We start from the raw sequence: 19,627 nt of genomic DNA, 5'->3' as shown, positions 1-19,627 counted from the left end.
CTCAACTACCTTCTCGGGTACGACATAAACTTACCTGCCGGCACGGGTAACATGACCGGGTTTCTCTACTCACTCGGTAACCCACCCCGCTCGCGGCAGTGTGTAACCCTTCTGCCCACACTCGGCAGAGGCTTAGCATCCTCGGAGCGGAAACGGCGAGGGGTACCTTCTGTGGCAGAAGGTGCCCCTCGTTCTCTATATCCGTGATGTTTGCTAGGGCGTAGGCCTAGTAGATGCCGCGCTGAGCGGTCCAGCGGATCGTGCCGCGCTCAAAATCCATGTAGTACACCCCGTTCGCGTAGGACTCGTTGCCGCGAGCCGCACCGTAACGAGCCGTGTTGCGAGCCCAGTGGTTGTAGATCGCGCCGTTACCGTTGGTCTCGTAGGCGCCGTACGCATCCGACCAGAGCAGCATCTTGCCGGAGGCGAAGCGCACCTGCGCGCCCGTGGAGTTGGCGGTCTCGTCGGTTGCCGGGGCGCCCCAGGCATTGCGGTGCTCCAGGAAACGGTAGTAGAACGCGCCGCCGGTACGCAGAAGGTGGGTGCCGGTCTTCGCGCTCCACACGAAGGTGCGACGGCCGGAGAACTCCTGCTTGGCGATGCCGCCGCCCAGGTTCTCCTCATCCGTGGTGGGTGCACCCTGGGCACCGGAATTGCGCCAGGCCCAATAGATGCCGCCGCGCTCGTTGAGCGTATGGGTTCCGGTGCTCTCGGTCCAGTAGGCGCCCTCCCCGTTGGCGAAGGAGACCGCCACGGTCTGGAAGCGTCCCCCCTCATCGGTGGTCAGGCCGCGGTAGCGGGCCACGTTAGAGCGGAACTTGTGATCGAGGCCGCCGTCGGTCACCACCCAGTGGGCCCCGTTCGCGTTCGTCCAGTAGATGGTCTTGCGGTTGCTGAACTTCTGGGCGTACACGCCGTAGCCCAGGCTATACTCGCCGCCGACCGGGTTGCCGTAGAAGCTTCGGTTACGGTTCCAGGCCACGCCAATGCCGGTGCGAATATCAATCGAACCGGTCGGGGTGACGACCACGTTCGGGTTCTGAGCGGCGCGGTCTTCTGCCGAACGGTCTTCCACAGCGCGGTCCTGGCCGTTCGACCAGTTGCGGTGCACAGCCTTTGGGTTCTTCGCCAGAACCTGCAGGTCGTTCACGGTGCCGGGGAAGAAGTTCGAGTCACCCACGAACGGGCCCGAGTCGGTGAACTGCCAGATGTCGTAACCGTTCCAGCCGGCGGGAATACGACCCACGACCGTGGAGTAGCTGGCCAGGTGCAGCGGCAGGGAGCCGAACTCCTGCGAGCCCACGCACTGGGACCACCAGGAGGTTGCGGTGTACACCATGGGCGCGCGACCAGTCAGCGCGCGGTAGGTGTCCACGAAGTCGCGGATCCAGGCGGTCAGCTGCGCCGCGGTCATGTTGTAGCAGGTGTTGCCGTAGGCGGGGTAGGGGTTGAACTCGATGTCCAGCAGGCCGGGCAGGGTCTTGCCGTCGGCAGTCCACGCGCCGCCATTCTGCACGAAGTAGCGTGCCTGATCGGCACCGGAGGAAGTGCGGGGGTTGGCGAAGTGGTAGGCGCCGTGCACCATGCCAACGGAGGTCGAGCCGCTGTACTGCTGACCGAAGTAGGGGTTGGTGTAGTAGCCGCCCTCGGTGGCCTTTACGTAGGCGAATCGGGAACCGGCCGCCCAGGCGCTTGCCCAGTCTACGTTCTGCTGGTGCGAGGAGACGTCCATGCCGAGGGTGCCACCGCTGGGGGTCCAGGCGGAGCGGCCCGGGGCCAGCGCCTGTGCTGAAGAGCTACCCGCGGCGAGCCCACTCAGGGTTGCCGTGGGAGCGGAGGTTGCGCCGGTGCGGGCATTAGCGGTGCCCATGCGTTCGCGCTCGCCGGCACCCATGGCGGGGTTGTCGCGTTCAACCTGTGCGGGGTCCGGGGCGGGTGCGTAGGTGAGGTTCTCGTACGAGGTGTTCGCATCGACGGGCTGTGCGCTGGCGGTAGCCGCGGGGCTTGTGGAAGCCTCGGGGGCCGCGAAGGCCGCCGGAACTGCGGTCAGAGAGGACGCCAGGAGGGAGAGGGCACCGGCCGATGCCATGAGGGAGCGGGCTGCCGCGGAGCGCCCGGCAGTCTGGAATATCTTCATATTTATGCCTGTGTTTGAGTTGATTGTGAATGGTGTGGTTCCGGCGCACGGTAGAACAGCATGACACGGAACGAACGAATCGTTCTGTAGTGGGCGTTCGGGTACGGTCGCCGGTGATGTGAGTGAAATGGCGGCCGCGTTCGGGCGCGACAATCCGTTGAGGGCACAGTGGTCCCTCGTGGATTCGTGGTTGGATTCTGCCACCGGAAGAAGATGCGCCACCGCGGGGTGGCTGGCCGGTGATGGGGTGGCAGGCGCCGACGGGCACAGCTAAAAGGGTACGGTACGCGCGCCGCGAAACGCAATGTTTCCGGGGGGTTTTGGACGGTTATTTTTTTCGTCCGTGCGCATTTTTCGGCGTCGTGCGGAGAATGGGGTACCTCGGGCCGGTGGAGAGGGCATGAAAGAAGGGGTGGGCCGCACACACAAAGACCCACCCCTCGGTTTCCGGGTACTGTTTTTTGGCGCGGCCTCGCACCGGTACCCGGAGTTTCATGGCCGATGCAGGAGAGATGAAGTCATCGACCACTCTATGGTGCCAATCGGCACGTTTTGAATCGCGTATCCCTCACCCGAACGCATCCGTCTCAACCGTTGAACGGGATACCCGGTGCGTTCGAGCGGGGTACACACGAAAGCTAAGCGATTCCTCAGAACGGCTACGTTAGCGCAATCCTAGAGGAACTTGGCAATGTCCTCGACCAGAGGCTTGAGGCTCTCGCGGTCGATATACTCTGCCTTACCGGTCTTGTAGCATTCGAGCATCTGCTTGATGCCCTCGTTGGGGTTCGGGTTCGCCATGAGCCATGCGCGGACCGGGCCCTTCAGGGCGGTCTTGTGAGCCAGCGAAATCTTATCGAAGTCGATGCCGCCACGCAGGTGGTAAACGGGACGACCCTCGGTCAGCTCGGGGGTGTAGCTCTTAGCTACGGCCTTGTCCAGCAGCTTCTTCGAGTACTCACCGGTGAAGGACACGGTGAAGAACGCGGTGCGGTTCTTCTTCGGGGCGATGACCGGCAAAATCTTCTTGCGAAGGGCCGGGGCACCGTTGAGGAATCCACCGTAGTCGCTACCGGCAATCACGAAGGCATCGAATGCCTCTGCCTGCTCGGGGGTGACCTTGGAAGCGGGGACAGTCTCAACCTCGGGGGCCTGCGGGAGTGCACGCAGATCTTCTGCCAGCCAGGTGGCGTACTGCTCGGTGTAGCCGTAGGTGGAGCCGAAGATAATCAGCACGCGAGTAGTCATCTGTGAACCTTCCAGATATATTTCGCATTTCAAATACTAATTATTGCTTCCAATATATGCTAGGCGCGCGAAAATGTGAAATCGCCTAGCCTTGGAAGCCTCATATATTTTCTCATAGGTCCTCACAAGAAGGGACCCTGAGCTCACAAACACGCCCGAAGGTTAATGGGCGTGACCAATTGTTACATTGCTTATCTTCTCTTGGTGGGGAGTGCCTCAAATGCCGTATACCGCGACTTTGCGCGGAAGGGATGCCGGGGGTGCGCGGGAGAAGATTTTGGGGTGCGAGGTGAAACACTAATTCCCCGTCAGAAAGACCGAAATAGGCATACCCAAGAGGCTGTAAAACCCCTATAATTGAGAAAGAATCCTACGCCTTCGGCATGTTCCATTTTGTTGGAAAGCGTGGGAATGAGTGGGAAATCAGTAGTGACCTTCCCCGAAAAACCGGCGTTTCCCCTCATGGGGTGCGCGAAACAACACACAAAGGTTAGGTACATGAGGCGCGCAAAAATCGTTGCAACCATCGGTCCGGCAATCGAATCTCCCGAGAAGATCTCCGAGGCAATCAAGGCTGGCCTGAACGTCGCCCGTCTGAACATGAGCCACGGTGACCACGCCGAGCACCAGGCACGCTACAACACCATCCGCGAACAGTCTGCAAAGCTCGGTAAGGACGTTGCTATCCTTGCCGACCTGCAGGGCCCCAAGATTCGCCTCGAGCGCTTCGCAAACGGTAAGGAATACCTTGAGCCCGGCGCCGATTTCACCATTACCTCCGAAGACGTTGAGGGTACCGCAGAAATTTGCGGCACCACCTACAAGGGTCTGCCTGGCGACGTAAAGCTCGGCGACAAGCTCCTGCTCGACGACGGCAAGATTCGCCTCGAGGCTATCGAGGTGACCCCCACCCGCGTGCGCACCCGCGTCATCGTGGGCGGCCCCATCTCCAACAACAAGGGCATCAACCTGCCCGGCGCTGCGGTCTCTCTGCCCGCACTGACCGAGAAGGACGCCAACGACCTGCGCTTCGCCCTGAAGATGGGTGCGGACATCATTGCACTCTCCTTCGTCCGTACCGGTGCAGACGTTGAGCCCGTCCACAAGATCATGGAGGAAGAGGGCATTCGCGTACCCGTCATCGCCAAGATCGAGAAGCCCCAGGCAGTGGACAACCTGCAGGACATCATCGACAAGTTCGACGGCATCATGGTTGCTCGTGGTGACCTCGGTGTTGAGTTGCCCTTCTCCGAGGTTCCCCTCGTTCAGAAGAAGGCTATCGACATGGCACGCCGCTGGGCAAAGCCCGTTATCGTGGCAACCCAGGTGCTCGAGTCCATGACCGACAACCCCGTCCCCACCCGTGCAGAGGTTTCTGACTGCGCTAACGCAATCCTCGACGGTGCAGACGCCGTGATGCTCTCCGGTGAGACCTCGGTCGGTAAGTACCCGATCCTGACCCTGCAGGCTATGGCCGAGATTGTCAAGGATACCGAAAAGGGCGGCCTGTACCGTGTGCCCGAACTGGATCGCAAGCCCCGCACCCGCGGCGGCGCAATCACCCGTGCTGCAGTGAACATCGCCGATCAGCTGGATGCAAAGCTCATCGTGACCTTCACCCAGTCCGGTGACTCCGCACGTCGTCTGGCACGTCTGCGTCCCGAGACCCCCGTGGTTGCATTCACCACCAGCTCGAAGGTTCGTTCCTTCCTGTCCATGCTGTGGGGTGTTGAAGCTGAGCAGGTTGAGATGATTACTGATCAGGAAGCTATCTTTACCTTCGTGGACGAGTACCTGCTCAAGAACGGTCTGGCAGAAGCCGGCGACCTGGTCGTCGTGGTTGCCGGTGCTCCCGCGGGTCGCGCCGGTACCACCAACATGGTTCAGGTACACCGCGTTTTCGGTGCAGACGGTGAGCGCGAAACTCTGCGTCCTTACGAGGAGAACGAGGTCAAGCGCTAAGCCGCTGACCATTCTTTCCGATGCGTAGCTGAGGGTAATCCTCAGCCTGTACACTCGGTGCATAGAGACCGCCGCCCGGTTGTGAACTATCACGGCCGGGCGGCGGTTTTGTTATGGGGATTAGGTAGCTTGCGCGGCAACGCTGGGATGCGCGGGTATAGAAAAGCGGCGGGAAAGCTTCAAACTTTCCCGCCGCTTTTGCGTTGGTGCCCGAGGTGGGACTCGAACCCACACTCCGAAGAACCTGATTTTGAGTCAGGCGCGTCTGCCAATTCCGCCACTCGGGCGCATCGCACGCGGAGCGCGACACTTCTAAGATTCTAACCCAGGCGGTCTAGAAAATCTAATCATTAGCGGGGTGCGGAGGGAGTGGAAAAGAGTAGCCCCGACCTCATTGCGGGTAGCCCTGAGCGCCGGGTGAACGTCTGGCAACCCGCACGCCGAAGACGGCCTCGGATGCGTTCGCCGGCGGCCCTTTGCTGAGCTCGCGGTGAACCCCGCGCGTTATCCACAGGCATTAGCGGGGGAGAAAGCGCGCATCCTGTATCCTTAAGGACTGACTAACCATCCCCGCACGCCCCCGCGGTGGGGCCACCTCAACGTTAAGAAAGTGATCACGGATCGTGTTCAATTCTCTCTCCGACCGCTTGACGGCAACCTTTAAGAACCTGCGCGGCAAGGGCCGCCTCTCCGAGGCAGACATTGATGCAACCGTCCGCGAAATCCGTCGCGCCCTGCTCGACGCCGACGTCGCGGTACCCGTGGTCCGCGAGTTCGTCGCCCACGTGAAGGAGCGCGCCCTCGGCGCGGAGGTTTCCGAGGCGCTCAACCCCTCCCAGCAGATCGTCAAGATCGTGAACGACGAGCTGGTGAGCATCCTGGGCGGCTCTACCCGCCGCATCAATATGGCCAAGAGCGGCCCGACCATCATCATGCTCGCGGGTCTGCAGGGTGCCGGTAAGACCACCCTGGCCGGCAAACTGGCCTATTGGCTCAAGGGCCAGGGTCACACCCCCATGCTGATTGCCTCCGACCTGCAGCGCCCCAACGCGGTGACCCAGCTGAAGGTCGTCGGCGAGCGCGCGGGCGTGCCCGTCTATGCACCGCACCCCGGTGTGACCAGCGAGTTTGACGTGCCCACCGGCGACCCCGTGCAGGTGGCGCGTGACGGTGTGGCCGAGGCTCGCGCCAAGCTGCACGACGTGGTGATTGTCGATACCGCGGGTCGTCTGGGTGTTGACGCCGAGCTCATGCAGCAGGCACGCAATATCCGCGACGCCATTGAGCCGAACGAAGTTCTGTTCGTCATCGACGCGATGATCGGTCAGGACGCCGTGAACACCGCCAACGCCTTCAACGAGGGCGTGGACTTCACCGGTGTTGTCCTGTCTAAGCTGGATGGCGACGCCCGCGGTGGTGCGGCCCTGTCGGTGGCTTCGGTGACCGGCAAGCCGATTATGTTCGCCTCCACCGGTGAGAACGTGACCGACTTTGAGCAGTTCCACCCGGACCGTATGGCAAGCCGCATCCTGGATATGGGTGACATCCTGACCCTGATCGAGCAGGCCGAGGCTCAGTGGGATAAGGCCGAAGCCGACCGCATGGCGAAGAAGTTCATCGACCAGGAAGACTTCACCTTCGAGGACTTCCTGGCTCAGATGCAGCAGATTCGTAAGCTTGGCTCCATGAAGAAGCTGCTCATGATGATGCCCGGCGCGGCTCAGATGCGTCAGCAGCTCGAGGCCTTTGACGAGCGCGAGATTGACCGCGTGGAGGCGATTGTTCGCTCCATGACCCCGCACGAGCGCGTGGCTCCGCGCATCATTAACGGTTCCCGCCGTGCCCGTATCGCTAAGGGTGCGGGCGTGACCGTGTCTGAGGTGAACCAGCTGATGGAGCGCTTCGCCCAGGCTCAGAAGATGATGAAGAAGCTCGCCTCGGGCAAGATGCCCGGCATGCCCGGCGGTATGCAGATGCCCGGTATGGCTGCTGCGGCGGGTGGTGCTCGCAAGAACGCGAAGAACAACAAGAAGAAGAAGGCCCGCTCCGGCAACCCGCAGAAGCGTGCGGCCCAGGAGGCGGCAGCAGCTAAGGCGCAGCAGGCACGCGCCGGCGCTGCCTTCGGTCAGCAGGCTCAGAACCAGGAAATGGATCTGTCCAGCATGAACCTGCCGAAGGGCTTTGAGAAGTTCCTGCAGTAGTAGCAGACGCAACCCCGCAAGGGGCGGTACGGGTGCGCATCGACTTTACGGTGCGCACCCGTACCGGTATGGCGCCCGATGAGGGGGCCGAAGGGAGGGACAATGACTCAGAACGAGCAGAACGGGGAGCGCGAGAACCCGCGTACCGGCGAGACTCAGCACGATGAGACCCAGTACGGCGAGATTCAGCCTGACAAAGCCCAGCATGGCGAGGTGCGAGGACTGTCTGGCGGAGGCTCCCTGCCCGAAAGCGTTCCGGCTCGTGATACCGCGGGGGAGGTCGCCTCGGACGAGACGGAGTCGGAACTCGGAGCGGTGCTCGAGCCCTCGTTTGACGGCCACGACGAACAGCTGCCCGGGCTCCCCGGATACGTTCCTCTCTGGGTGCGTCTTGCCCTGGACTACGGTGAGAACTCCGCCGACGTCACCGGCGATCTCGTTTACTCCAGCGAGAGCGACGAGCCGGCCGTCGACGACGTGACCGCGACCCTGCTGAGGCTTATCCGCGAGGCTCGCAGTATGCACGGAACCAACCGGGACTCTGCGGCGGACTCCTGGCAGGACCGCAGCCGGGTAGACCGCATCGCCGCCGACCTGGAGAGCGAGGAGTGGACCGTCGACAAGCTCTCGGGCCTGTGGGATAGCGCCCCCGCGCCCTCCGACCCGGACGAATCCGTGAGCCCTGAACGCTCGGGCGAGGGCGGCGAAACCGAACCGCGGGGCGAGGAGCCTAGTGACCGGAACCTTGAGCTGGAGGAAAAGATTCAGCGCCGCCGCATCATGGCGCGCTCCACCACTGATGAGGAGCTGATTGCCGCCCTCATCGAGGCCACGGCCGGCGACTCCGAGCTCATCGCCTACGAGCTGGGGGAGACGCAGGTGCAGCTCCACGTGCTTTGCGCGGTGGACTCCGAGGGGTACCTGAACGTTCTGGAGGTGGCAGACGGCACGCTGAGCCTGGGCGCCCCCATCGAGGATTACGTGGCCCAGCTGGTTGAGAAGCTCCCGGTCACCGGTGCCGCTATGGAGGGCGAGGCGACCGAATGGGAGGCGCTGCCCGGCACCGTGCAGGAGCTGGAGTTCTACGTGGACGGCGATGCCGCCATGCTCGTCGACCTGCCCATCGACATGATTACGGGCCTTCTCCTGGCCTACCTTCCGGCCGGTACTCGGCAGGTGGTGGCCGCCCCGGCGGGGGAGTGGACCCTCATCTCGGCCGACCCGGTGGACCTTATGGCCCTGCTGGGGCTGCTGAGCTGCAACGCCCTGATCGTTGAGGGTAACGTGAACCAGCAGCACCTGGTGGTCTGCGAAGAACCCGCCCTCGAGCCCTACTCCGAGGACGAGTGGTACCTGGAGGCTTTCGGTGAGCCTCGCGAGAGCATCGTGGAGGAGTTCCGCTGGCAGCGCGTGCCCAAGCGCCTGAACCGCGCCTTCAGCGTGGAGGAGCTGGCCCGTTACGACGGCCTGCTGGAGGATCTGCTCGCGGGTCTTCCCGGAACGGCTCCGGAGCTTGCCGGCTCGAAAATTTTTGGTTCCGATGAGGAAGAGCTAGCGCAGAGCATCGCCAATGTGATGGCAATGTTCGGTGTTGAGGCTGAGTCTACGACCGGCCGCCGCCTGAACGCGTACCTTCGCGATACGAGCAACACCCTGGCTCTGGAATCGGTCCTGCAGCTTCTGGGCGTGCCCACCGAGCTGGCGCTGGTGCCGACCGCCGGCTTTGACGTGGCCTCGATTAGCACGGCCCGTATCTTCGGCTCCGAGGATGAGGAGCTCGCACAGCCCGCCGGTTCTGCTGAATCAGCTGATGCGGCTGAAGCTACTGATGAGGCGCAGGCATCTGAAGCTGTGGACGTTACCTTCCCGCTGGAAGACTCCGTTGCCGAGGCTACCTTCTCCGAGAACACTATCTCTGGGAGCCCTGTCTCTAAGGACACTGCCGCGGAGGATGATTCCTTCGAGGACGACGAGGAGATTGAACCCTACCCGGATGGCTACACCTCGCCTCTGGAGCGTAGCTATCAGCTGGTGGCGACCGGTCGCCGAGTGACCCTCGCCGAGTGGATGGACGCCATCAATAACGGGCACATTCCCTACGAGTACACCCATATGGGTTCGCCGGAGGGATCGGCCCCGGACTCTTTCGTGGAGGCTGAAGAAGGACGCTTGTCCCTCGACAGCGCCCTGCGCGAGGCCGACCCCGTGTCGCACAAGGAGCCGCACGAAGCATCGGTAATCCAGCGGGCTTCCGAGGGTTCCGCCGCGCTAGCGAATGATGCCGCGGCGAGCGATGAGCCTGCGCCGAGCACACCCCAAGACCCGGCGCCCCAGCCCCCTGCGCCGCAGGGCTCTTTCGTACAGGGCTCTGCTCCGCGTTCGCGCCGCAAGCGTCTGACCCCGGAGCAGATTCGTGCGAAGACCCGCCGTGTGGGTCTTGTCCTGGGTGCGGACGTTACGGCTCAGAGCGCTATCGCTCTGACCTTGGCGAATGTGGCGCGCCGCCGCCGTGCTCAGGGTAGGGCGAGCCGCAAGTTCTCGGTAGCCGCCGCAATCTTTGCCCTGAACGCCACGGTTGAATCCGCGCTGATTCCGGCCGTCGTGCGTTCCTTCGAACGTACCCAGCTGGAGAAGCACGGCCACGAGGGTCGTCCCGCCGCGACCCCCGCGGAGGTCGTGCATCCTGGTGAGAGCGGGCGGGAACACCACCCCGCCAAGCGCACCCTGATTGACGAGCTGCGCGAGGGCAACTACCGTACCGCGGAAGAACCCGGGGAAGAATCGAACCCGAACCCGAGCCTGCGCGAGCGAGTCCGGAACATGGTGCGTCGCGTGCGCGCGCCGAAAGAACGTTAAGGAGAACTACGATGAGGGATACCTACCTGAGCGATGAAGAGCTGAAGGCTTTTATCGCGACCCTGCCCACGCGCCGCCTGGCGGCTGGTGCTCTGATCCGCAACGAGCGTGGCGAGATGCTGCTGGTCAAGCCGAACTATAAGGACGGCTGGATTCTGCCCGGCGGCACCGTGGAGGCTGGCGAGGCCCCCAAGCCCGGATGCGAGCGTGAGATTGTGGAGGAGCTGGGCCTGGACCTGAAGCTGGGCCGCGTGCTGCTGATTTTCCACGGCTTGGCCCTGGGCGTGTGGGGTGACTCCACCTACTACATGTATGACGGTGGCGTGATTGCGGCGGATACGAAGATTACCCTGCAGGACGCCGAGCTGGTGACCTACGAGTGGGTGGCCCCCGAGAATCTGGAGGGCTACGTGCGCCCCTCGATGGTGCACCGCCTGCGCGAGTGCTACCGGGCCTTGGATACGGGGGAGACCCTGGAGATGAGCAACCTCGACTAGCGGGGCTTGCGGGCCCCTCCGTCAGCCTTTTGCGGGCATTGGAGGGGCCCGCGGCGATTAACCGCAATTAAATGTGCACGGCCGCTAGCTTAAAATCTCGGGCTCTGATACCCTAACTGAGTACCCGGCGACGCGCGACCCCTCTCTTCGCGCGCCGTTGTGTCCATAGAGGCGCCGTGAATGGCCCGCCCCACGGGTGCTGAACCGCGTGCCTCGCACCAAATTATGAAACAGGAGTAACCACTAAAGTGGCTGTTAAGATTCGTCTCAAGCGTATGGGTAAGATCCGCGATCCTCGTTACCGCGTTGTGGTCGCTGATTCGCGCGTCAAGCGCGACGGTAAGACCATCGAGGAGATTGGTATTTACCACCCGACCGAGCACCCCTCGCGTATCGAGATCAACTCTGAGCGTGCTCAGTACTGGCTCTCCGTCGGCGCACAGCCGACCGAGCAGGTTCTGGCTCTGCTGAAGCTCTCGGGCGACTGGGCTGCATTCAAGGGCGAGAAGGCAGAGTCCAAGGTTCTGCCCGTCGAGGCTAAGGCCGAGTTCGTTGTTCCCGAGAAGGGTTCCGTGATTCTGCCCGAGGCTATCACCCCCAAGGCTGAGAAGGCTGAAGAGGCTGCTGAGGAAGCAGCTCCCGAGGCTGAGGCTGAGGAAGCAGCTGAGTAATCATGTTGGCTGACGCACTCGAACACCTGGTTCGAGGGATTGTCGATCGTCCGGAGGACGTGAAGGTGCGCCTGCGCACCCAGCGTCACCGCGAGACCCTTGAGGTTCGCGTGCATCCGGATGACCTGGGCCGAGTCATTGGCCGGTCCGGTCGCACCGCCAAGAGCATCCGTCTGGTGATGGACGCTATTTCTGATGGCGAGCCGATGCGTATCGACATTATCGACACCGACAAGAAGCGACGCTAGCTCGTAACGTTTGAAGCGCCCCCGCTTCCGGATTTCCGGAGGCGGGGGCGTTCGCGTACCCGGACTCTGTTCGCGAGCGCTCACCCCGGTCGCCGCGGAGGGGGGGACGAGGCGGCAGAGTGCGTCCGCCCGGGGTGCCCGGTAGAATAGTGGGAGCCGTGCAGACGTGCGGCATAGGTTCGACTTGTACCCAGCGGAGGAAAATTATGCAGGTTGTGGTGGCTCGTATCGGTAAGCCGCACGGTATTCACGGCGAGGTGACGGTTCAGCTCTTTACTGATGCCCCGCAGGAGCGTTTTGCCCGCGGTGAGGTACTCGGTGTTGAGAATTTCAAGCCCGGCTCTGCTGCCGCTTCGGTGGCCCCCACCGGTGAGCTGACGGTTGCCGGTGCCCGCTGGAACAAGAAGATTCTGGTGGTCCGTTTTGATGAGGTGACCACCCGCAACCAGGCGGAGGAGCTGCGCGGCACCCGCCTGGTCTACGAGGTTCCCGAGGACGACGGCGAGGAAGAGGGCTTCTACGAGCAGGAGCTCGTGAACCTGCCCGTGTACCTGCTGGCGGATGTGCCCGAGGGTGAGAGCCCCGTGGATAACCCGGCCGTGGGCGAGCCGCTGGGCAAGGTGACCGGGCTGCAGACCATGCCGGTTCAGGACCTGTTGCTCATTAAGCTGGCTCGTTCGCCGCGCCTGGCCTCCGGCGCGGGCGAGGAAATCATGATTCCCTTCGTCGAGGAGATTGTGCCCGAGGTGGTTCCCTCCACCGAGGAGGAGCCCGGCTTCGTGCTGTTGACCCCTCCGGCGGGTCTGATTGACCTGGTTGAGGAGGCCGAACAGGCCACCGAACGGGCGGGGGAGTAGTCCGTGCGCTACGACGTGGTCACGATTTTCCCCGAGTACCTGGAACCGCTGAAGCTGTCCCTGCTGGGTAAGGCGCGCGAGAAGGGCCTGGTGGACCTGCACCTGCACGACCTGCGCGATTACACCTTTGACCGTCACCGCACGGTGGATGACACCCCGTACGGCGGTGGGGCGGGCATGGTGATGAAGCCCGAGCCGTGGGGCCTGGCCCTGGACGAGGTTCTGGCCGCCTCCCCGCTGCAGACTGCCACCGAAGACTCTGCTGAGGGTGCCGACCCTGAGGGCACTGGACCCGCCGCCGATACTCCCGCTGATACCCGCCCGCTGCTCATCGTTCCGTCCCCGGCGGGTGCCGTCTTCGACCAGGCGATGGCGTACGAGCTGGCGGAGGAGAAGCATATTGTCTTCGCCCCGGCGCGCTACGAGGGCATTGACGAGCGTGTGCTGGACTGGGCGCAGGAGGGTTTCCGCGTGATGCCCGTGTCCCTGGGCGACTACGTGCTCTACGGCGGTGAGGTCGCGGTCATGGCGATGATTGAGGCCATTACTCGACTGATTCCCGGCGCGATGGGCAACCCCGCCTCCCTCGAGGAGGAGTCGCACACGGGCGGTCTGCTGGAGTACCCTGTGTACACGAAGCCCGCCGTGTGGCGCGACCGCGAGGTGCCGGAGGTGCTGCTCTCGGGTAATCACGGCGCGATTGCGCGTTGGCGTCGTGACCGCCAGATTGAGCGAACCCTGGAGCGCCGCCCGGACCTGCTGGAGGCGTACCCGGTGGAGCAGTGGGATAAGAAGGACCGCCGCTTCCTGGCTGAGCGCGGGGTGCATTTTGCGAACCCCGCGAAGGCGGCTCAGAAGAAGACGAAGCAGCAGAAGGACGCCGCCGAGGCTGCCTCCTCGGAGCCCGCATCGTCTGAGGCTTCGGCTCCCGAGGCGGGCGCCGCATCCTAGCCCGGTTGCACGGAGTGCACCCGAGCGTCGGGTTTTTACGGGCCGTCGGCACCCGGAGTGCGGAGGCGCTTATCGCGGTAAAAGCCCAGGTCAAGGCTTGATTGAGGGAATAATCAACGTATAACGCGAGAAAATCAACCGAGTTGATATACGTTCAACGAAAGATTCCGTGAATCCTCAATCAAAATATGACACTTTAATGCAAAAAGGCTATGATTATCCCGAGAACAGACTTCTCCCGTGCCGGTAGTGCGGGCGAAGCATGTAATCCCCACTCGGTCGAACTGCATGATTCGGCTGAGTTTCACCTCGGGGATAGATGACGCCATCACGCGGGTGCATCCTCTGCATGGGATGCCCGGTCTGAGAACTTCATTCATCCCAGTGTTAATCAGTGGTGCATGGTATAAGCACCCCGCACTTTATGGGATGGGAGCTTGGTGGTTCGAGCGTTCATCGTGGTTGATGACCCTCCGTCGCGCGGGTAAAAGTACCTATGCTTACGGGTGAGCATCCAATGGTCCGGATTGGATGCCCACCCGTTCCGCTTTTTAAACCCTCCGCTTTACCCCGCCCGCGCGCGCCCGGTTGCCCAGCACGCGCATCCGGCGGCCCTCAGTGTTTCTCGGGTACGGGGCGCTCGCGAAATTCGATGGGGCGATTCGACTTGGGCAGTGAGTACATGACGCGCAGGTAGGCATCCTCCACAAGTTCGGCAAGCACCCGCTCGGTGACACCCTCGCCGGCACCCACCGAAATCCAGTGTCGCTTGTTCATATGCCATGCCGGAATGATGGAGGGGTAGATGCGCCGCAGCACCTCGGATTCCTCGGGGTCGGTCTTGAGGTTCGCAATGGGGTAGCCGATGCCCTCGGTGTACATGGCGAACATCTTGCCGCCGATGCGGTACACCGTGTGTTCCGGCCCGAACGGCTGGTCGGAGGTTGCCAACGGCATGGCGAGCGCGAGGCGGTGCAGAACCGGCTGAAGGGACTCGGCGGTGAGCTCTCCACCTGCTCCGCCTGCTCCGGGGGCTCCGAAGGTTTCGGGCTCCCCGGGGACGGAATCCGTGACCCCCTCCGGGGTGCGAGCGGGGGAGCGGTCGATGCTCTCGGGGCGATGCTGTCGGGTACTCATACTTTCGAGTCTAGTGCCCTTCGCCAAATCTCTCGTAACACCCGGCGAATCCACGCTAAAATAGGTAACTATGGCTGAATTTATTTATCAGATGATCAAGGCCCGCAAGACCGTGGGCGACAAGGTCATCCTTAACGACGTGACGATGTCGTTCTTCCCCGGCGCCAAGATCGGTATGGTTGGCCCGAACGGCGCGGGTAAGTCGACCATCCTCAAGATTATGGCTGGCCTCGACCAGCCCTCCAACGGCGAGGCACGCCTGACCCCCGGCTACACCGTGGGTATCCTGCTGCAGGAGCCGCCGCTGAACGAAGAGAAGACCGTTCTGGGCAACGTTGAGGAGGGCGTGGGCGAGATTAAGGCCAAACTCGACCGCTTCAACGAAATTTCCGCCCTCATGGCCGAGCCCGACGCCGACTTCGACGCCCTCATGGAGGAAATGGGTCAGCTGCAGGAGGCTATCGACGCCGCCAACGCGTGGGACCTGGACTCCCAGCTGGAGCAGGCTATGGAGGCGCTGCGATGCCCGCCCGCCGACACGCCCGTCACCCACCTCTCCGGTGGTGAGCGCCGCCGCGTGGCGCTGTGCAAGCTGCTACTGCAGAAGCCCGACCTGCTGCTGCTCGACGAGCCCACCAACCACCTGGATGCAGAGTCCGTGCTCTGGCTGGAGCAGCACCTGCAGTCCTACGAGGGCGCCGTCATCGCCGTGACCCACGACCGTTACTTCCTCGACCACGTGGCCGAGTGGATTGCAGAGGTCGACCGCGGTAACCTCTACCCCTACGAGGGTAACTACTCCACCTACCTGGAGAAGAAGCGCTCCCGCCTCGAGGTTCAGGGCAAGAAGGACGCCAAGCTCGCCAAGCGCCTGAGCGAGGAACTGGACTGGGTCCGCTCGAACTCGAAGGGCCGCCAGGCCAAGTCGAAGGCTCGTCTGGCCCGCTACGAGGAGATGGCTGCGGAGGCTGAGAAGACCCGCAAGCTCGACTTCGAAGAGATTCAGATTCCCCCGGGACCCCGCCTGGGTAACGTGGTCATCGAGGCTGAGAACCTGCAGAAGGGCTTCGACGGCCGCTCCCTGATTAACGGCCTGTCCTTCTCCCTGCCCCGTAACGGCATCGTGGGTGTGATTGGTCCTAACGGCGTGGGTAAGTCCACCCTGTTCAAGACCATCGTGGGCCTGGAGCCCCTCGACGGCGGCACCCTGAAGGTCGGCGAGACCGTGAAGATCTCGTACGTCGACCAGAACCGCGCCAACATCGACCCGGAGAAGACCCTCTGGGAGGTCGTCTCCGACGGTCTGGACTACATTCAGGTCGGCAACGTTGAGATGCCCTCGCGCGCGTACGTCTCCGCGTTCGGCTTCAAGGGCCCGGACCAGCAGAAGAAGGCCGGCGTGCTCTCCGGTGGTGAGCGCAACCGCCTGAACCTGGCGCTGACCCTCAAGCAGGGCGGTAACCTGCTGCTGCTCGACGAGCCCACTAACGACCTGGATGTTGAGACCCTCGCATCCCTGGAAAATGCGCTGCTGGAATTCCCCGGCTGTGCAGTGGTCGTCTCTCACGACCGTTGGTTCCTGGACCGCGTGGCAACCCACATCCTGGCGTGGGAGGGCACCGATGAGAACCCGGATCAGTGGTACTGGTTCGAGGGTAACTTCGAGTCCTACGAGAAGAACAAGATTGAGCGCCTCGGCCCTGAGGCTGCTAAGCCGCACCGCGTGGTGCACCGCAAGCTGACCCGATAGGGTTTGGTGGTGAGCCCCGCCTCCTGATGCTGTTATGGCGCAGGAGGCGGGGCTTTGCTGTGCCCGCTGGACGCCGTAGGCGCTGTATTCCGTATTCGCTGGCGAGCGGCGGCGTGTGTTCACCGGTAGAAATAGTCTGTTCTCTGGTATCGAGCGGATTATGGTGCGGTTCACAGATGTGGTTTAATGGGCACGTATATCTCATGCATGTAATACGAAGGATTGGATGTCATGCTTTCAAAATATAACTGGATGTCCCTAGTCACCGGTCTGCTGCTGGTCGCTGCGGCAGTCTACATGTTCGCCAACCCCGCCACCCCGCTGGCTGTTCTGGGTTTCGTGTTCTCCATCGCGGTGCTGCTCGGTGGCGTATTTGAAGTGGTCCGCTACTTCGGTGTGCTGAAGCCGGCGCGTACCGGCTGGGACCTGGTCAACGGCATCCTGACCGTGGTCGTTGGTCTGATTCTGCTGACCGCGTCTGCGGGCGCGCAGGCGACGTACATTCCGACCATTGTGGGTGTGTGGCTGATTTCCTGGGCGCTGATTCGTCTGATGATCGCTCAGGGGTTGAAATACCTCAGCTATAGTGCTGGCCGACACCTGCAGTTCTCCGCCATCGGAACCCTGATTCTGGGTCTGCTGGTGGTTCTGTTCCCCGTGCTCTTCGGCGCGGTGGCGGTCTGGCTGATTGCCCTGGTGCTGATGCTGGCTGGCTTCGTGTTCGTGGGTGACTTCTTCGTCTCCCGCCGCACCAAGCGCACCGTGCACATTTCCCCGGACGGTGTGATTGACGTCGAAGCCAAATAAGAGCTTCCAAACGGCTTCTAGACCGTACACTAGAACATAAGAAAGACCGTGTGAGACAACCACCTCACACGGTCTTTCTGTATGCTTTGACGTTTTACGCTGTTGCAGTGCCGAAACTCTATCGGTACTCGGGCAGTCGGAACATCATTTCCTGCGCCACGGTCGCCACCAGCTCACCGGAACGATTGAAAATCGAACCCTGCGCGAGCATCCTGCCACCCTGCGCGCTCGGGGAATCCAGCACGTACAGCAGCCACTCGTCGGCACGCGCCGAACGGTGGAACCACATCGCGTGATCCAGCGAGGCGCTCTTGAGGCCCGGCTCCAGCCAGAACTTGCCGTGACGGCGCAGAGACGGCTCCAGCGGCAGATAATCCGAAGCGTAGGCGATAGCGGCGCGGTGCTCCGCATCCGAAGCCTCGGAACCATCAGCGTGCACCAGGCGGTCAAAGGTCTTGAACCACACGCAGGCACGCGGCTCCGTCGAGGAGGAATCCGGCTGAGTGTACAGGGGCGCATCCACGTGGCGCATATCAATCGGGCGCTCCCACGCCACCGCCTGCGCAATCGGATGCGGCAACTCGCCCAGGTAGTCGCTGACCTTCGGCAGGGACTCGGGGTCCGGGACATCAGGCATGGTCACTGCGGTGTGCTCGGGGCCGCGGCTCTCAGCCTGGAAAGACATAATCGCCGAGAACATGGGTGCCTCATCCTGGAACACCTGCACGCGGCGGGTCGAGAAGGAGCGGCTATCGTTCAGGCGCTGCGTGGAGAAGAACAGCTCCCGTTCAATATCCCCGGGGCGCAGGAAGTACGCGTGGATGGAGTGCAGGGCCTTCCCCTCAACCGTACGGTCGGCGGCAATAATCGACTGGGCGAGCACCTGGCCGCCAAAGGTACGAGGCTGCTCGCGGGTGAGCGTCACGCCGCTGAGTACCTCATCGCTGCCGAAGGAGGCGGGCGCCGCCTCGACGGGGGAGAGGTCCAGCATCCGCATGAGGTTCTGAGTCACAGTGGGCTTAATCATGCTTTCATTTTCCCACGTTTTCAGAGGGGCCGAAGGTGGCGTAGAGTGGGAAGGCACACTCTGAGACGCGCGCGGCCTGCACCGACCGCCTCGGAGCGAAGAGATAGAGAATAACCCAAGGAGCTACGATGAGCACCCCGTCCGAGAAGAACCCCGCACCCGCCGCTGAAGACGGCACCCGCGCCCCCATCGAGCTCAAGTACAACCCCCACGAAGGCGTGGAGGAGCCCTACCTGATTCTGCCCGGCGGAGCGCAGGGTGCCGCAGCGGTCAAGGACCTTGCCACCTACATTTCTCGCGCCCTGGCGGTGAACCCGGACGCCGCTATCCGCCTGACTGCGCGCGGCCGCGTGCTGGCCGTCTTCGCCTGCTCCCTGGAGCCCGAGGACGCTTCCTCGACCGCACCCGTCATCATGGGGATGCGCGCCCTGCACCTCGCCGCCGAATCCACCCTGGACATGACGGTCCAGGCCCAGGCCCTGCAGGAACGTCTGGCTCGGCTGCAGAAGCAGGCCGAACAGCAGGGAGCCGAGCAGCAGAGCGTCGAGGGGCAGCAGAACCCCGAGCTCGTGCTCTACATGCCCCCGGTGACCGTCAACGCCGGCTGGACCGGTAAGGCAACCCCCGTGCGCGGCTGGTCCGAGGTGGGCACCGTGCCGGTCGAGGAGTTTGCCCGAGCCACCGCCGAGGGCCTGGAGGCCGTGGACCGCGCCCTGCCCGAGAACCCGGGGGCTGCGGTTCTGACGACGGTACGCTCTCGTATCTGGTCCTCGCCCATGGTGCTGGAGTACCTGCCTGCCTTTGACGGCGTGCAGGTTCCCACCGGTGCCGCCTTTGCCCTGCGCGTGTACGGTTTCATCCCCGAGGGCTTTACCGGTGAGCTTCCCGTCTTCGCCGCCCGCGTGGGCTCGGACGAGTGGCTGCGCATCGTGGCACCGGCCGGCATGGTGCTGGTGCGCCGCGGCTCCGGTTCCCTGCTCTAGTTCCTCGCTCTAGGGCGCATAATCGTCGTATTCGGGCCCGTAGCGCCCGCTTCTGTCCTTCACCCCCCTCGCGGACCCCGGTCTGCAAGGGGGTGAGATGCGTCCAAAAAGCGATCAGCACGGCTTAATATATGACCGCTGACGAGACAAAACTTTACGGAAAGAGGTAATCTAGAAAGGCTACACCCACACCGGGGTGTGGCAAACGCACCGATAAACCAGCCACACCGCACGGGAATCTTCCGCCGCGCCGTCACCGGGCGCATCCTCCCGCGCGGGTTGAAAGTGAGACCCC

General features: G+C 62.9%; 15 protein-coding genes and 1 tRNA gene. 11 read left to right on the top strand and 5 right to left on the bottom strand.

Annotated elements, in window-relative coordinates:
- Nucleotides 1–226: 226 nt before the first annotated feature.
- Both HMPREF2674_RS06890 and HMPREF2674_RS06885 read right to left on the bottom strand, forming a co-directional pair.
- On the bottom strand, nt 227–2,137 hold the full coding sequence (locus HMPREF2674_RS06890; protein ID WP_070825252.1) for a GH25 family lysozyme: 1,911 nt from the start codon (nt 2,135–2,137) through the stop codon (nt 227–229).
- Between the two features lie 675 nt (nt 2,138–2,812).
- On the bottom strand, nt 2,813–3,385 hold the full coding sequence (locus tag HMPREF2674_RS06885; protein WP_049331378.1) for a flavodoxin domain-containing protein: 573 nt from the start codon (nt 3,383–3,385) through the stop codon (nt 2,813–2,815).
- Nucleotides 3,386–3,883: 498 nt separating this feature from the next.
- Between HMPREF2674_RS06885 and pyk the strand changes: the two genes are divergently transcribed.
- Nucleotides 3,884–5,347, top strand: coding sequence for a pyruvate kinase (pyk, locus tag HMPREF2674_RS06880; RefSeq protein ID WP_070825250.1), 1,464 nt, complete (start codon nt 3,884–3,886; stop codon nt 5,345–5,347).
- A 204-nt stretch (nt 5,348–5,551) separates the two neighbouring features.
- Here the strand turns inward: pyk and HMPREF2674_RS06875 are convergent.
- Nucleotides 5,552–5,634 (bottom strand) — tRNA-Leu (locus HMPREF2674_RS06875).
- Nucleotides 5,635–5,970: 336 nt separating this feature from the next.
- Here HMPREF2674_RS06875 and ffh point away from each other — a divergent pair.
- The 7 genes from ffh to trmD all read left to right on the top strand — a co-directional run bounded on the left by ffh (nt 5,971) and on the right by trmD (nt 13,628).
- The gene (gene ffh / locus HMPREF2674_RS06870; RefSeq protein WP_049331374.1) at nt 5,971–7,548 is read left to right on the top strand and encodes a signal recognition particle protein; all 1,578 of its coding nucleotides are present in this window, start codon (nt 5,971–5,973) and stop codon (nt 7,546–7,548) included.
- A 102-nt stretch (nt 7,549–7,650) separates the two neighbouring features.
- Nucleotides 7,651–10,404: a hypothetical protein gene (locus tag HMPREF2674_RS06865; protein WP_070825248.1), complete on the top strand. Its 2,754-nt coding sequence runs from the start codon at nt 7,651–7,653 to the stop codon at nt 10,402–10,404.
- 11 nt (nt 10,405–10,415) lie between these two features.
- Nucleotides 10,416–10,901 carry an NUDIX domain-containing protein gene (locus tag HMPREF2674_RS06860; RefSeq protein WP_049331372.1) on the top strand — a complete coding sequence of 162 codons (486 nt, stop codon included), beginning with the start codon at nt 10,416–10,418 and terminating at the stop codon, nt 10,899–10,901.
- A 248-nt stretch (nt 10,902–11,149) separates the two neighbouring features.
- Complete coding sequence (gene rpsP / locus HMPREF2674_RS06855) at nt 11,150–11,572, top strand: 30S ribosomal protein S16 (RefSeq protein ID WP_049358453.1); 423 nt, start codon at nt 11,150–11,152, stop codon at nt 11,570–11,572.
- 2 nt (nt 11,573–11,574) lie between these two features.
- Nucleotides 11,575–11,820 (top strand): RNA-binding protein, encoded by a 246-nt coding sequence (locus tag HMPREF2674_RS06850; protein WP_005505691.1) that lies wholly within the window; start codon nt 11,575–11,577, stop codon nt 11,818–11,820.
- A 206-nt stretch (nt 11,821–12,026) separates the two neighbouring features.
- Nucleotides 12,027–12,677 (top strand): ribosome maturation factor RimM, encoded by a 651-nt coding sequence (rimM, locus tag HMPREF2674_RS06845; RefSeq protein ID WP_070825246.1) that lies wholly within the window; start codon nt 12,027–12,029, stop codon nt 12,675–12,677.
- A gap of 3 nt (nt 12,678–12,680) precedes the next feature.
- Complete coding sequence (gene trmD / locus HMPREF2674_RS06840; RefSeq protein WP_070825245.1) at nt 12,681–13,628, top strand: tRNA (guanosine(37)-N1)-methyltransferase TrmD; 948 nt, start codon at nt 12,681–12,683, stop codon at nt 13,626–13,628.
- Between the two features lie 615 nt (nt 13,629–14,243).
- Here trmD and HMPREF2674_RS06835 read toward each other — a convergent pair.
- A complete protein-coding gene (locus HMPREF2674_RS06835) occupies nt 14,244–14,765 on the bottom strand; it encodes an MmcQ/YjbR family DNA-binding protein (RefSeq protein ID WP_246826193.1) in 522 nt (173 codons plus the stop codon).
- Between the two features lie 70 nt (nt 14,766–14,835).
- Here HMPREF2674_RS06835 and ettA point away from each other — a divergent pair, with 70 nt between their 5' ends.
- Nucleotides 14,836–16,515, top strand: a complete 1,680-nt coding sequence (gene ettA, locus HMPREF2674_RS06830; protein WP_049343810.1) for an energy-dependent translational throttle protein EttA — start codon at nt 14,836–14,838, stop codon at nt 16,513–16,515.
- A 231-nt stretch (nt 16,516–16,746) separates the two neighbouring features.
- On the top strand, nt 16,747–17,322 hold the full coding sequence (locus tag HMPREF2674_RS06825; protein ID WP_049346460.1) for an HdeD family acid-resistance protein: 576 nt from the start codon (nt 16,747–16,749) through the stop codon (nt 17,320–17,322).
- Between the two features lie 118 nt (nt 17,323–17,440).
- Here the strand turns inward: HMPREF2674_RS06825 and HMPREF2674_RS06820 are convergent, their stop codons facing one another.
- Nucleotides 17,441–18,349 carry an acyl-CoA thioesterase gene (locus HMPREF2674_RS06820; protein ID WP_070825243.1) on the bottom strand — a complete coding sequence of 303 codons (909 nt, stop codon included), beginning with the start codon at nt 18,347–18,349 and terminating at the stop codon, nt 17,441–17,443.
- Nucleotides 18,350–18,477: 128 nt separating this feature from the next.
- Between HMPREF2674_RS06820 and HMPREF2674_RS06815 the strand changes: the two genes are divergently transcribed.
- Nucleotides 18,478–19,332: a DUF8185 domain-containing protein gene (locus HMPREF2674_RS06815; protein WP_070825241.1), complete on the top strand. Its 855-nt coding sequence runs from the start codon at nt 18,478–18,480 to the stop codon at nt 19,330–19,332.
- Nucleotides 19,333–19,627 lie beyond the last annotated feature (295 nt).

It is taken from the genome of Rothia sp. HMSC062F03, assembly GCF_001836905.1.
Lineage (GTDB): Bacteria > Actinomycetota > Actinomycetes > Actinomycetales > Micrococcaceae > Rothia > Rothia mucilaginosa_A.
Note: the sequence above shows the minus strand (reverse complement) of the source record. Positions and strands in the feature narration are given on the sequence as shown.

Bases quoted from the DNA above. Each gene is read 5' to 3' on its own strand.
- HMPREF2674_RS06865 (WP_070825248.1), top strand. From the start codon at position 7,651: ATGACTCAGAACGAGCAGAACGGGGAGCGCGAGAACCCGCGTACCGGC.
- HMPREF2674_RS06815 (WP_070825241.1), top strand. From the start codon at position 18,478: ATGAGCACCCCGTCCGAGAAGAACCCCGCACCCGCCGCTGAAGACGGC.
- HMPREF2674_RS06820 (WP_070825243.1), bottom strand. From the start codon at position 18,349: ATGATTAAGCCCACTGTGACTCAGAACCTCATGCGGATGCTGGACCTC.
- ettA (WP_049343810.1), top strand. From the start codon at position 14,836: ATGGCTGAATTTATTTATCAGATGATCAAGGCCCGCAAGACCGTGGGC.
- HMPREF2674_RS06885 (WP_049331378.1), bottom strand. From the start codon at position 3,385: ATGACTACTCGCGTGCTGATTATCTTCGGCTCCACCTACGGCTACACC.
- HMPREF2674_RS06825 (WP_049346460.1), top strand. From the start codon at position 16,747: ATGCTTTCAAAATATAACTGGATGTCCCTAGTCACCGGTCTGCTGCTG.
- HMPREF2674_RS06850 (WP_005505691.1), top strand. From the start codon at position 11,575: ATGTTGGCTGACGCACTCGAACACCTGGTTCGAGGGATTGTCGATCGT.
- HMPREF2674_RS06890 (WP_070825252.1), bottom strand. From the start codon at position 2,137: ATGAAGATATTCCAGACTGCCGGGCGCTCCGCGGCAGCCCGCTCCCTC.
- rimM (WP_070825246.1), top strand. From the start codon at position 12,027: ATGCAGGTTGTGGTGGCTCGTATCGGTAAGCCGCACGGTATTCACGGC.
- HMPREF2674_RS06860 (WP_049331372.1), top strand. From the start codon at position 10,416: ATGAGGGATACCTACCTGAGCGATGAAGAGCTGAAGGCTTTTATCGCG.
- HMPREF2674_RS06835 (WP_246826193.1), bottom strand. From the start codon at position 14,765: ATGAGTACCCGACAGCATCGCCCCGAGAGCATCGACCGCTCCCCCGCT.
- pyk (WP_070825250.1), top strand. From the start codon at position 3,884: ATGAGGCGCGCAAAAATCGTTGCAACCATCGGTCCGGCAATCGAATCT.